Annotated in this window: 12 protein-coding genes; 6 read left to right on the top strand and 6 right to left on the bottom strand. The window is 68.4% G+C overall.

Going from position 1 to position 12539, the window contains the following annotated elements; translation table 11 throughout:
• Positions 1–679: glycosyltransferase family 4 protein (locus tag DW306_RS05835; protein WP_136054677.1), on the top strand; the 679-nt coding region annotated here is incomplete at its 5' end.
• A 6-nt stretch (positions 680–685) separates the two neighbouring features.
• On the opposite strand, the gene DW306_RS05840 is transcribed toward DW306_RS05835, so the two are convergent.
• Positions 686–2818: a DNA topoisomerase IV subunit B gene (locus DW306_RS05840; RefSeq protein ID WP_136054686.1), complete on the bottom strand. Its 2133-nt coding sequence runs from the start codon at positions 2816–2818 to the stop codon at positions 686–688.
• Between the two features lie 178 nt (positions 2819–2996).
• Here DW306_RS05840 and DW306_RS05845 point away from each other — a divergent pair, with 178 nt between their 5' ends.
• Positions 2997–3215: a hypothetical protein gene (locus DW306_RS05845; RefSeq protein ID WP_136054678.1), complete on the top strand. Its 219-nt coding sequence runs from the start codon at positions 2997–2999 to the stop codon at positions 3213–3215.
• A gap of 59 nt (positions 3216–3274) precedes the next feature.
• On the opposite strand, the gene DW306_RS05850 is transcribed toward DW306_RS05845, so the two are convergent.
• On the bottom strand, positions 3275–4315 hold the full coding sequence (locus DW306_RS05850) for an alanine racemase (protein WP_136054679.1): 1041 nt from the start codon (positions 4313–4315) through the stop codon (positions 3275–3277).
• A complete protein-coding gene (locus DW306_RS05855; RefSeq protein WP_240747087.1) occupies positions 4312–5016 on the bottom strand; it encodes an alanine racemase C-terminal domain-containing protein in 705 nt (234 codons plus the stop codon). The genes DW306_RS05850 and DW306_RS05855 overlap by 4 nt, the downstream gene beginning before the upstream one ends.
• An 81-nt stretch (positions 5017–5097) precedes the next feature.
• Between DW306_RS05855 and DW306_RS05860 the strand changes: the two genes are divergently transcribed.
• On the top strand, positions 5098–6114 hold the full coding sequence (locus tag DW306_RS05860; RefSeq protein ID WP_136054680.1) for a sugar-transfer associated ATP-grasp domain-containing protein: 1017 nt from the start codon (positions 5098–5100) through the stop codon (positions 6112–6114).
• Positions 6115–6173: 59 nt separating this feature from the next.
• Here the strand turns inward: DW306_RS05860 and DW306_RS05865 are convergent, their stop codons facing one another.
• From DW306_RS05865 to DW306_RS05875, 3 genes are all read right to left on the bottom strand, one after another.
• Positions 6174–6866: a coenzyme F420-0:L-glutamate ligase gene (locus DW306_RS05865; RefSeq protein WP_205814108.1), complete on the bottom strand. Its 693-nt coding sequence runs from the start codon at positions 6864–6866 to the stop codon at positions 6174–6176.
• On the bottom strand, positions 6866–8110 hold the full coding sequence (locus tag DW306_RS05870) for an RNA polymerase sigma factor (protein WP_136054682.1): 1245 nt from the start codon (positions 8108–8110) through the stop codon (positions 6866–6868). Before DW306_RS05870 ends, DW306_RS05865 begins: the two co-directional genes overlap by 1 nt.
• Positions 8111–8277: 167 nt before the next feature.
• Positions 8278–9219, bottom strand: coding sequence for a PAC2 family protein (locus DW306_RS05875; RefSeq protein ID WP_136054683.1), 942 nt, complete (start codon positions 9217–9219; stop codon positions 8278–8280).
• 113 nt (positions 9220–9332) lie between these two features.
• Here DW306_RS05875 and DW306_RS05880 point away from each other — a divergent pair, with 113 nt between their 5' ends.
• The 3 genes from DW306_RS05880 to DW306_RS05890 all read left to right on the top strand — a co-directional run.
• Positions 9333–10805: a leucyl aminopeptidase gene (locus DW306_RS05880; protein ID WP_136054684.1), complete on the top strand. Its 1473-nt coding sequence runs from the start codon at positions 9333–9335 to the stop codon at positions 10803–10805.
• A gap of 3 nt (positions 10806–10808) precedes the next feature.
• Positions 10809–12182, top strand: a complete 1374-nt coding sequence (gene lpdA, locus DW306_RS05885) for a dihydrolipoyl dehydrogenase (protein ID WP_136054685.1) — start codon at positions 10809–10811, stop codon at positions 12180–12182.
• A gap of 68 nt (positions 12183–12250) precedes the next feature.
• A partial coding sequence (locus tag DW306_RS05890; RefSeq protein ID WP_342670835.1) for a biotin/lipoyl-containing protein occupies positions 12251–12539 on the top strand: 289 nt, incomplete at its 3' end.

Raw genomic sequence — 12539 nt, forward strand, 5'->3', positions numbered from 1 at the left:
CAAGGACGTGCAGGTCGCGATCAAGGGTTCGTCGACCGACCCCGCGCAGGGCGTGGAGACGCCGATCACCGTGCTGTCGAACGGTCTCGAGCAGTCCGTGCTCGACGTGATCGGCAGACCCGCCGCACGTGTCGTCGCACCGGGCGAGCCGCTGCGGGTGATGTGGTGCGGACGGTTGTCTCCCGAGAAGCGCCCGGCGGTCTTCCTCGACGCGGTGTCGCAGGTCTCGGGCATCGCCGCGCACATGTACGGCGACGGGGTATCCCGGGCATCCGTGTCACGCCGCGCGACGGCACTCCCCGACGGTCTCGTCACCGTGCACGGCGGTGTTCCGCAGTCCGAGGTGCTCGCGGCGATGCGGCACGCGCACGTGCTGGTGTCGAGTTCCCTCGACTTCGACAATCAGCCGATGGTGCTCCTCGAGGCGATCGCCTCCGGTCTCCCGGTGATCGTCGCCGATCCCGATCTCGCGGAGACGCTGCCACCGGGCGGGGGCATCGTCACGACGACCCCGGATGCCGCGGGCCTCGCCACCGCCCTGTCGCAGCTGCGCGACGACCCCGCGCGCCTCACCCGACACAGCGAGGCCGCGATCGCGCATCGCGACCAGGTGGCGCAGACCACACATCGTGCGGCCCTGCTCGGCGTCTACGAGGCAGCCCTCGCGACAGCCCGCTGACCAGCCTCAGGCGTCGATCGCCTCGCGGGACAGCCGTCCGGACGAATCGATGATGAACTCGCGGCGCGGAGCCACCTCGTTGCCCATGAGCAGTTCGAAGACGCGGCCGGCGGCCTCGGCATCCTCCATGCGCACCCGCCGCAGCAGACGGCCGGAGCGGTCCATGGTCGTGTTCGCCAGCTGCTCGGCATCCATCTCGCCGAGACCCTTGTACCGCTGGATCGGCTCGTGCCACCGCTTGCCGGCCTTGCGCAGCTTGGTGAGCAGCGCGTGCATCTCCTGCTCGCTGTAGGTGTACACGGTCTCGTTCGGCTTCGAACCGGGGTTCATGATGATGATCCGATGCAACGGGGGCACGGCCGCGAAGACCCGGCCGTCCTCGATCAGCGGACGCATGTACCGGAAGAACAGGGTGAGCAGGAGGGTGCGGATGTGCGCGCCATCGACGTCGGCGTCGCTCATCAGGATGACCTTGCCGTAGCGCGCGGCGTCGATGTCGAACGTGCGGCCGGAGCCGGCGCCGATCACCTGGATGATCGACGCGCACTCGGTGTTCGACAGCATGTCGCTGACCGAGGCCTTCTGCACGTTCAGGATCTTGCCGCGGATGGGCAGCAGCGCCTGGAACTCGCTGTTGCGCGCGTTCTTGGCCGTGCCGAGCGCCGAATCGCCCTCGACGATGAACAGCTCGCTGCGGTCGACGTCGTTCGTACGGCAGTCCACGAGCTTCGTCGGCAGCGTCGAGGACTCCAATGCGTTCTTTCGGCGCTGCGTCTCCTTGTGCGCGCGCGCCGAGACGCGCGCCTTCATCTCGGAGACGATCTTGTCGAGCAGCTGCGACGCCTGGTTCTTGTCGTCGCGCTTGGTCGAGCTGAAGCGCTCGCCGAGGTCCTTGCGGAGCACCTGGGCGACGATCTGGCGCACGGCGGGAGTACCGAGCACCTCCTTGGTCTGGCCCTCGAACTGCGGCTCCGGCACGTTCACGGTCAACACGGCCGTGAGTCCCGCGAGCACATCGTCCTTCTCGAGCTTGTCATTGCCGACCTTGAGCCGGCGGGAGTTCTGCTCGACCTGCGAACGCAGCACCTTTAGGAGCTCCTGTTCGAAGCCCTGCTGGTGCGTGCCGCCCTTCGGCGTCGCGATGATGTTCACGAACGACCGCACGGTGGTGTCGTACCCGGTGCCCCAGCGCAGCGCGATGTCGACGGCGCAGACGCGCTCGACCTCGGTCGCGATCATGTGGCCGTCCGCCTGCAGAACCGGGACGGTCTCCTTGAACGTGCCCTCGCCCTGGATGCGCCAGTTGTCCGTCACGGGGGCGTCCGTCGCGAGGTAGTCGACGAATTCGGAGATGCCGCCCTCGTAGCGGTAGGAGATCTCGCGGGGGATCTCGTCGACGAGCCCTGTCAGCACGCCCTCGGCCTGAGGAGGCTGCGCGGGCCGTGCCCGGTCGTCGCGCACCAGGATCTCGAGCCCGGGCACGAGGAACGCGGTCTGGCGTGCGCGCGTCTCGAGCTCCTTGAGCTGGAAGGCGGCGTCCTTCGTGAAGATCTGCCGATCGGCCCAGTACCGGATGCGCGTGCCGGTCACGCCCCGGGGCGCCTTTCCGACGACGCGCAGCTCGCTCTTGTCCTCGAACGGACGGAACGGCGCGTCCGGACGCTTCTCCCCCGTATCCGTGAAGATTCCCGGCTCGCCCCGATGGAAAGACATCGCGTAGACCTTGCCGCCACGGTCGACCTCGACGTCGAGACGCTCCGAGAGCGCATTCACGACGGAGGCGCCGACACCGTGCAGACCACCGGACGCCGCGTACGAACCGCCGCCGAACTTGCCGCCGGCGTGCAGTTTCGTGAAGACGACCTCGACGCCGCTCAGCCCGGTGCGCGGCTCGATGTCGACCGGGATGCCACGACCGCGGTCGTGCACCTCGACGCTGCCGTCGTCGTGGAGGATCACATCGATCTTGTCGCCGTTGCCGGCGACGGCTTCGTCGACGGCGTTGTCGATCACCTCCCAGAGGCAGTGCATGAGCCCGGGCGATCCGTTCGACCCGATGTACATGCCGGGACGCTTGCGGACAGCCTCGAGCCCTTCGAGCACCTGGAGATGATGGGCGGAATACTCGGCGGTCACAATCTCCGAGTCTATTCTCGGCCGGCTCCATCGGGCGGTAGACACTCCCCTCCGCTGCCCAGCCCGCACCGATCGCGTACGCGCTGAGCGAAACACGCCGTGATCCGGGCATGCGTACAGGTGCAGCGTGGTTGTATTGAGCACGACCCACAGCGAGGCCGACACCCGAGGAGGCACCGAGATGAATGCAACAACCGAACGTGAGGCCACCGCCATCGAGTTCCGCCTGACAGCGATGGATCGCTGCGACTCCTGCGGAGCTCAGGCGTACATCGCCGCAGAGGTCAACGGATCCGAGCTCCTGTTCTGCGCCCACCACGGCCGCAAGTACGAAGAGAAGCTCCGCTCCATCGCCACCAGCTGGCACGACGAGAGCTCTCGCCTCGTCGAGACCGTCTGACCGGCAGACCTCTCCGACTTCCGACTCCGGGTCGCGCGCACGCGCGGCCCGGAGTTTTTTCACGCGAGGACGATCCGTCGGACCCGTGGACTCAATCGGGTGAGGATCTCCTCTCCCACGGTGCCGATCCGCTCGGCGAGCGTCGTGGCGCCGACTTCGCCGGAGTCGCCGGCGCCGAAGAGGATGACCTCGTCCCCGACGGCCATTCCCGGCCACGCCTCGACGACGGACGTCGTGTGCCCGATCGTGGAGAGGGTCCTCGACCCGGCAGGCGTGCCGACCGGCATCCCCGACAGCGTGGACGGCAGCCCGTCGAAGCTGCCGATCGAGATGACGGCGTCACCGTCGACGATGTCCTCGACCAGCGCGCTCAGCGAGGCGACGGGGCGGATGCCGTCGAGCTCCGGTCCGTCGGCGGAGCGGATGCCGTAGCAGAACGCTCCGATGCGCGACACGGTCCCGCGCAGCTCCGGACGCCACCAGGACGCAGCGGATGCCGTGAGATGAACGAAGGCGGGGGCAGCCCCCGACTCGCCGGCGACGCGGACGGCATCGAGGAAGGCGACCTGCGCTTCGTCGTCTTCGGCGTCGCTCGCCTCGGCGATATGGCTCCAGATGCCGTCGAGTTCGATGTGGCCGCGCTGTTCCGCCGCCCGCGCCTCGGCGACGGCGGCCGGCCAGTCCTCGGGAAGCACGCCGTTGCGGTGCAGGCCCGTGTCGATCTTCAGGTGCACCCGGGCTCGTGCGCCGAGGACGGCAGCGCGCGCGATGACCCGGCGCAGGTACTCGATCGTGCCGACACCCAGATCGATGTCTCGTGCCAGCGCCTCGTCGATCTCGTCGTCCGACGAGGTGGCCCAGGCGAAGATCCTCACCTCGCCGCCCGCGATCCGACGCACCTGCAGTCCGCTGCGGATGTCATAGCTCCCGAACCATGCGACACCGGCCTGCACGGCCGTCTCGACGGCCCAGCGCAGCCCGTGCCCGTACGCGTCGTCCTTCAGCACGAGCATCAGGGTGGAGGGAGCGATGCGGTCGCGGACGGCGGCGATGTTGGCGCGGAACGCATCGCTGCTGATCCGCAGCTCCGGGCGCGTCATGCCTCCCACCCCCGCGACGCATGAGCACCGGCGACCGTGACGAGTTCTGCGACCGAGAGACCGGTGACCTCCGCCCACCGGGTCAGGCCCGGCGCCGCGGGCCCGGTGCCGCCGAAGTAGGTGACCTCCTGGCCGTGCGCCGCGTCGGCCCCGCCGAGGTCGACGACGCAGACGTCCATGGCCACGCGCCCGACGATGGGCCGGGCGATGCCGTCGACCTCGACATGGGCGTGGTTGCCCAGTGCGCGGACGATCCCCTGCGCGTATCCGCCGGTGACGAGCGCCACCGTCGTGTCGGCCGCCGCTCGGTAGGTGTAGCCGTAGGACACGGCGTCGCCCTGACGGAGGCGCTTGGTCGACATCACATGACCGGTGAGTCGCATGACGGGACGCACGGCGAGGAAGCCCTCGTCGTCGGGGAGACCGTAGAGCAGGGCCGGATCGATATCGGCCGTGCCCGACGTGACCCCGACGATGCCCTCGAGACGCAGAGTGTCGACCTCGCCCGGGGAATCCACCAGCACCTGGTCGGCCCCGGCAGCCGTCACCGCCTGGGCGACCGTGAGGACGCCGTGCCCCCATGCATCGCGCCGCAGATCGGCCGTACGCCCGCCGCCGCCGACAGCGGCGGATGCCGCCGCGGCGAGAGCCGAGCGGGAGATCACGGCGCGCGGCAGGGCGCTGGAAGTCGTGTCACACACGTTTTCCAGCCTAGCTTCCACGTTCGCGGCGTGAACTTCGAGCCCCCGTAGACTGGTCAGGACCCCTACCCCCGGAGCCACATGTCTCGTCTTTCCCTCGCGCCCCGCATCCGCTATCTGCTGGGACGCGCACGCCGCATCGACGTCGGATCGGTGGTCGAACGGGCCAAGGAGGCCTCGGAGCAGCACCACAAGGCCGTGCCGGCGATCGTGGTCGACATGCTGTGGTCGGCGGCCCGGCACAACGTCGGATTCCAGGACTACATCGACTACGACTTCGCCATGCTCACCCGGTCCGAGCGCGAGACGTTCATGACGCACCCGGTGTCGAACCAGCTCTCACAGCGCTACGACCACCCGGACTTCCGTTGGATCTTCCAGGACAAGATCGAGTTCAACCGGCATTTCGCGGCGCACCTGCACCGTGAATGGCTCGTCGTCGAGGAGGGGAACGCCGACGCCGTCCGCGAGCTCACGCAGCGCCTCGGCACGATCGTCACGAAAGAGCCGGTCGGCCAGGCCGGCACCGGTGTGCATCGGTACCACGCCGCCGACATCACCGACTGGGATGAGTTCCACGCCGGTCTGCTGAGCCGCGGCGAGCTGCTGATCGAGGAGGTCATCCGCCAGCACGACGCTCTCGCGGCCGTCTGCCCCGGCACGGTCAACACCACCCGCGTCACGGCGTTCTTCGACGGCGAGAAGGCGCACATCCTCGCGATGGCCCAGAAGTTCGGGCGGGGCGCCGTGAGCGACCAGATGACGTTCGGCGGCTTCTACACGATGCTCGACGAGAACGGTCACGCGGTCGGCGCCGGCTACGACTCGCACGGACACGTGCACGAGAACCACCCCGACACCGGGTTCCGTATCGCCGACTTCCAGCTGCCGTACATGGACGAGGTGCGCGCCTTCATCGACGAGGTCGCCCGCGTCGTTCCGCAGGTGCAGTACGTGGGGTGGGACGTCGTCGTGACCCCCGACGGCCCCGTTCTCGTCGAGGGCAACTGGGGCGCCGGCGTGTACGAGAACAAGCCCAGCGTCACCGGCATCCGCACGGGCCACAAGCCGCGCTATCGCGAGGTCATCGGCTTCTGAACCGAGACGGAGAAGGCCCGGATGCTGAGCATACGGGCCTTCTTAGTGATCGCCGTGGGTCAGACCTCGCGGACGATTCCGAGAGGCGTGGACTCCAGTCCCTGTCCGAGCGGGTTGTCGCCGAGGATCTTGACGAGCCGACGCTCGCCGTCCTTGTCGAGCGTGGACCCGAGGATGTTGCCGCCGAGGTCGTTGATGTCGACCACGGCCACCTCGAGCGCTCCGCCGAGCAGCGACTTCAGGTGCGCCGCGACGCCGTCGGGATCCTTCGGTCCGAGCACGACAGCCTCGTTGTAGGGCGGGATCGTGTGCTTCGTCGGTCCGTCGATCGCGCGGGCCTTGTCGCCGGCGATGCGGTAGAAGTCGCCCTTGCGACCGAACGCCTTGGTGACGGCGGCGACCGCAGCCGCCAGCAGGATGCGGGGCGTGCCGCACTCGCGCAGCGCCATCTCCATCGTCTCCGGCATGCCGAGCCCGATGCCGTACGGCGTGCGGGTGACGTACTTCGACAGGAAGAGCGCCAGCTTGCGCGGCTTTATCTCGTCGAGACGGTACGAGCGGCCCTGCGTGATCGCGACGATCTTCTCCGTCACGAACAGCAGGTCGCCCGGTCGGACGGCGTCCTTCGCATACTCGGTGATGACCGCATCGAGGTCGTCGTCCGGCATGACGACGCGCGTGCGCAGCGGAATGCGCGCGAAGCTCTTGCCGTCGACGCTGGTCTCGAGCGCCTTGCCCTCGTTCGCCTGCATCACTCGAGGTAGTCCCGCAGCGACTGCGAGCGGCTCGGGTGGCGCAGCTTCGCCATGGTCTTCGACTCGATCTGACGGATCCGCTCACGGGTCACGCCGAAGGTGTCGCCGATCTGGTCGAGCGTCTTGGGCTGGCCGTCGCCGAGTCCGAAGCGCATCCGGATCACTCCGGCCTCGCGCTCCGACAGCGAGTCGAGCAGCTGCTCGAGCTGACGCTGCAGCATCGTGAAGCCCACCGCGTCGGCCGGGACGACCGCCTCGGTGTCCTCGATGAGGTCGCCGAACTCGCTGTCGCCGTCCTCGCCGAGCGGGGTGTGCAGGGAGATCGGCTCGCGACCGTACTTCTGCACCTCCACGACCTTCTCGGGAGTCATGTCGAGCTCACGGCTGAGCTCTTCCGGAGTGGGTTCGCGACCGAGGTCCTGCAGCATCTGGCGCTGCACGCGGGCGAGCTTGTTGATGACCTCGACCATGTGCACCGGGATGCGGATGGTGCGGGCCTGGTCGGCCATCGCTCGGGTGATCGCCTGACGGATCCACCAGGTGGCGTACGTCGAGAACTTGAAGCCCTTGGTGTAGTCGAACTTCTCGACCGCGCGGATGAGACCGAGGTTGCCCTCCTGGATCAGGTCCAGGAACTGCATGCCGCGGCCGGTGTAGCGCTTGGCGAGCGAGACGACGAGGCGGAGGTTGGCGCCGAGCAGGTGGCTCTTCGCGCGCTGACCGTCACGGGCGACCCACTGCAGGTCGAGACCGAGCTGGCCGGTCTTCTCCGCGGCCGACATCGCCGAGAGCTTCTCCTCGGCGAAGAGACCGGCTTCGATCCGCATCGCGAGTTCGACCTCTTCGGCCGCGTTCAGCAGTGCGACCTTTCCGATCTGCTTCAGGTAGTCCTTGACCGGGTCGGCCGTCGCGCCGGTGATCTGCGTCGAGTAGACCGGAACGTCTTCGTCGTCGTTCGACGAGATGACGATTGCACCGGTCGGCAGGGGCTCGGTGAACTTCGGCTTGGAGTCGTCGTCCTCGTCGTCGCTGTCATCTGCAGCGCCGGCGACGGGAGCCTCGTCCTCTTCGACGACGTCATCCGACTTCTTCTTCTTCACGGGGGCGCGCTTCGCGGCCGCACGCTTCGCAGCGCTCAACGGCGCCGGCTTCTCGGGAGCGTCGACCTCGACCTCGGTGTCGACGGCGGTCTCTTCGGCCTTCTTCGTCGTCCGGGTTTTCTTCGTCGTGGCAGGAGTCACGTTTCGCCTTTCACGGGGCTGCGGGACCGCCCCGGGACATTTCGGACACTAGTAAGACCCTTGTCAAGTCCGGTGTTCGAAAACACCGATTGACAACGGGTCGGACTCCTAGTATCGCACACGTGTGGCGATGCGGATGCATTCCGCCGAAGTTGGCGGAGATTCGTCTAGCCGCGCCCCGGCTTGTCGTCGTCGCCGGACGGGCGGGAGGCCAGGTAGCGCTCCAGTTCGGCCGCCAGCTCGTCGGCGCTCGGCAGGTCGCGCTCACTGAACCCGCCCTCGTCGTACGTGTCGTCGTCGGGGTTGCGGCCCGCCATATAGGCGTCGTATCGGCGCTCGAGGTTGTGCACCATCTGCTGCAGCTCCTCGTTGCCGGCCACCTGCTCGTCGACCCGGGCGAGGTAGTCCTCCCGGCGCTCCTGCACGGCATCCATCAGCAGCACGAGTCCGGTCGACGCCATCAGCTTGTCGGCGGCGGCGATCACGGCATCCGGATTCTCCGTCTCGGCGAGGTAATGCGGTACCAGGAGCACGAATCCGACGGCGCGGTGGCCGTTCTCGACGAAGCGGAATTCCAGGAGGTGGCCTGCCGTCGCCGGAACCTGCGTACGCGGGCGCCACACGGAGTGCGCCACCGTGAGCTCGCGACGGTTGCCGCTGACGGTGGTGCCGATCGGCCGGGTGTGCGGCACCGGCATCGCGATCGAGTGCACCCAGTTGAGGCCGGACACCTCGAACTCGGCCGCGAGATCGAGCACGGTCTGCGCGAAGGCGTTCCACGCGAAGTCCGGCTCGTACCCGGCGAGGAGCAGGAAGGGCTGGCCCAGGGCATCGGTCGCGAGCGAGAGCTCGAGACGCGAGGGCCGGAACTCGGTCAGGTGATCCTGATCGAAGGAGATCACCGGACGACGGGCCCGGTAGTCGAGGAGCACGTCATTGTCGAACACGACGATCGGCTGGGGCGACGCGGTCTCGCGCAGGTGGTCGATGAGACCCGACACCGCGCTTCCCGCATCGGTGAATCCGGTCAGCAGGACGACCAGGGGCAGGCCGTGCGGCACTGTCGGCGCGTTCGCGACTCGTTCATGGAGGTCACCGGAGAAGGGCATGTGTCCATGCTACGAGCAGGTCCGGATGCCCGGGCTGGGCTCGTCATGCTGAGAGCGAACACGCGGACATGGCTCGCGCACCGGGGCTGCGGCGAGGATCCTAGGATGGAAGCATGACGCTTCCCGTGCTCTCGCACACCACCGATCCATTCCCCGGAAGCGCTGCAGATGCCGCAGTGCTCGTCGTGCCCGATCTCTCCGAATCGTCCGAGTCGCTCGCCGCCTACCCCGGCCTCGCCGACGCTCTGACCGGCATCGGCTTCACGGGATCCGCTTCTTCGTACACCCGCGTGTATGTGCCGGAGGTGACCTCGCTGCCGTTCGCCGTCGTCGGCACGGGCACCGGAGCCGACGCCGCGGCCGTGCGGAACGCCGTCGGTGCCGCCCTGCGCTCGCTCACCGGTTTCGATCACGTCGCGGTCGGGTTCGCCGGAGGGCTCGAGTCGTTCGCCGCCGCCGCCGCGGAGGGCGCCGTGCTCGGCGGCTACCGCTTCGACACCTACCGTGCGGAGAAGGGCAAGACCCGTGCCGCAGCCGTCTCGCTGCACGCCGATCTCGACGACGAGTCGATCGCGAAAGCACAGGCCGTCGGCGAAGCGGTCGCGCTGATCAAGGACCTCGTGAACGTGCCCGCCGAGTGGCAGAGCCCTGAGCAGCTCGCGCAGAGCGCCGCGGAGAGCGTCGCCGGTCTCGACGTCACCGTCGAGATCCTCGACGAGGTCGCGCTCGCCGAACAGGGCTTCGGCGGCATCCTGGGTGTCGCCCAGGGCTCCGACCGGCCGCCGCGCCTCGTCCGGCTCGACTACTCCCCCGCCGACGCGACCCGCCACATCGCACTGGTCGGCAAGGGCATCACGTTCGACACGGGTGGTCTGTCGCTCAAGCCCGCGGCCTCGATGGTGGGGATGAAGTTCGACATGGCGGGCGCGGCCACCAGCCTCGCCGCTCTGCGTGCGATCGCGACGCTCGGACTTCCCGTGCACGTGACCGCCTGGCTCGCGATCACCGACAACATGCCGTCGGGTCGCGCTCTCCGCCCCGGCGACGTGGTGCGCATCCTCGACGGCACGACCGTGGAGGTGCTCAACACGGATGCCGAGGGCCGGCTCGTCCTCGCCGACGGGCTCGTCGCCGCGAGCCGCGAGCACCCCGACGTGATCGTCGACGTGGCGACCCTCACCGGCGCGATCGTCGCAGCGCTCGGCCACCGCCACACCGGGGTGTTCGGCGACGACGACACGGTCGCGGAGCTTCTCGCGGCTGCGCAGAGCGCCGACGAGCTCGCGTGGCACATGCCTCTTCCTGCGCACATGGAGGAGTCGCTCGAGTCTCCGATCGCCGACCTCCAGAACGTCAACATGAGCGATCGCATGGGCGGGGCGTCGTACGCGGGTCTCTTCCTGCGTCGTTTCGTCGGACGCACCTCAGATGCCGACGATGCGCCGCGCATCCCCTGGGTGCACCTCGACATCGCCGGTTCCGGCGAGCACGCCGGTGCGCCGTACGGCTTCACCGAGAAGGGCCCGACCGGCGCGATGGTCCGAACGATCATCGCCCTGGCCGCAGCATCCCACAAGGAGGCATGACTCATGACAACCCATAACTTCGACATCGTGGTGCTCGGCGGTGGCAGCGGCGGCTACGCGGCGGCCCTGCGCGCCAGCGAACTGGGCAAGTCGGTCGCTCTGATCGAGAAGGACAAGGTCGGCGGCACGTGCCTGCATCGCGGCTGCATCCCGACGAAGGCCCTCCTGCATGCGGCCGAGGTCGCCGAGCACGTGCGCGACGCGGCGCACGTAGGCGTGACCGCGACGCTGGAGGGCATCGATCCCGCAGGCGTCCGCGCCTACCGCGAGGGCATCGTCGCCAAGAAGTTCAAGGGCCTCGAAGGTCTCGTCAAGGCGCGTGGGATCACCACCGTGACGGGATTCGGTCGCCTGAACGCCGATCGCAGCATCAGCGTCGGCGATGACGTGTACGTCGGTGCCGATGTCGTCCTCGCCACCGGCTCATACAGCCGCTCGCTGCCCGGCCTCGAGATCGGCGGACGCATCCTCACCAGCGAGCAGGCGCTCGCACTCGACGTCATCCCGGAGCGCGTGCTCGTGCTCGGCGGCGGTGTGATCGGCGTGGAGTTCGCCAGTGTCTGGCGCTCCTTCGGCTCGGAGGTCACGATCGTCGAGGCTCTGCCGCACCTCGTGCCGAACGAGGACATCGCCCTCAGCAAGGGTCTCGAGCGCGCGTTCCGCCGCCGGGGCATCCAGTACTCGCTCGGCGTGCGCTTCCAGACGGCGACCCAGGACGAGAACTCGGTGACCGTGACCCTGGAGGACGGCAAGGAGTTCACCGCCGACTACCTGCTCGTCGCCGTGGGGCGCGGGCCGGTCACGGCAGATCTCGGATTCGAGGAAGCCGGAGTGAAGCTCGACCGCGGATTCGTGACGGTCGATCAGGAGCTGCGCACGGGAGTGCCCGGCCTCTGGGCGGTGGGCGACATCGTCCCCGGTCTGCAGCTCGCGCACCGCGGCTTCCAGCAGGGCATCGCCGTCGCGGAGCGCATCGCGGGCCTCTCCCCCGTGAACATCCCCGACTCCCAGATCCCGAAGGTGACGTACTCGAGCCCCGAGGTCGCCTCCGTCGGCGTCACCGAGGAGGCTGCCGTCTCCGAACACGGCGCCGAAGCGGTCGTCTCCTACGAATACAACCTCGCCGGCAACGGCAAGAGCGAGATCATCGGTACCAGTGGACTGGTGAAGGTCGTCCGGCTCAAGGACGGCCCCGTCATCGGCGTGCACCTGCTCGGTGACCGCGTCGGCGAACTCATCACCGAAGGACAGCTCGCCGTCGCCTGGGAGGCGCACCCGGAGGACATCGCTCCGCTGATCCACGCGCATCCCACGCAGAGCGAGGCCCTCGGCGAGGCCTTCCTCGCCCTGGCGGGAAAGCCGCTGCACGCCCTCTGAGCACCAACCGGTGCCCGAGTCACTAAGCTAGATACCGCGTCATACAACTTCTTGAAGGAGACTCAGTCATGAGCACATCCGTGGTCCTCCCCGCTCTCGGTGAGAGCGTCACAGAGGGTACGGTCACCCGCTGGCTCAAGCAGGTGGGCGACACCGTCCAGGCGGATGAGGGCCTGCTCGAGATCTCGACCGACAAGGTCGACACCGAGATCCCCTCCCCGGTCAGCGGAGTGATCGAGGAGATCCTCGTGGCCGAGGACGAGACCGTCGAGGTCGGTGCACTTCTCGCGCGCATCGGTGACGGCAGCGCCGCAGCCCCCGCGTCGGATACTCCGGCCGCTGCCGAGGCAGCGCCCG

This window comes from Microbacterium sp. K24 (assembly GCF_004794465.1).
Lineage (GTDB): Bacteria > Actinomycetota > Actinomycetes > Actinomycetales > Microbacteriaceae > Microbacterium.

Excerpts from the sequence above, each read along its gene's own strand:
- DW306_RS05845 (WP_136054678.1), top strand. The coding sequence starts at position 2,997 with ATGAATGCAACAACCGAACGTGAGGCCACCGCCATCGAGTTCCGCCTG.
- DW306_RS05850 (WP_136054679.1), bottom strand. The coding sequence starts at position 4,315 with ATGACGCGCCCGGAGCTGCGGATCAGCAGCGATGCGTTCCGCGCCAAC.
- DW306_RS05860 (WP_136054680.1), top strand. The coding sequence starts at position 5,098 with ATGTCTCGTCTTTCCCTCGCGCCCCGCATCCGCTATCTGCTGGGACGC.
- DW306_RS05865 (WP_205814108.1), bottom strand. The coding sequence starts at position 6,866 with ATGCAGGCGAACGAGGGCAAGGCGCTCGAGACCAGCGTCGACGGCAAG.
- DW306_RS05875 (WP_136054683.1), bottom strand. The coding sequence starts at position 9,219 with ATGCCCTTCTCCGGTGACCTCCATGAACGAGTCGCGAACGCGCCGACA.
- DW306_RS05880 (WP_136054684.1), top strand. The coding sequence starts at position 9,333 with ATGACGCTTCCCGTGCTCTCGCACACCACCGATCCATTCCCCGGAAGC.
- lpdA (WP_136054685.1), top strand. The coding sequence starts at position 10,809 with ATGACAACCCATAACTTCGACATCGTGGTGCTCGGCGGTGGCAGCGGC.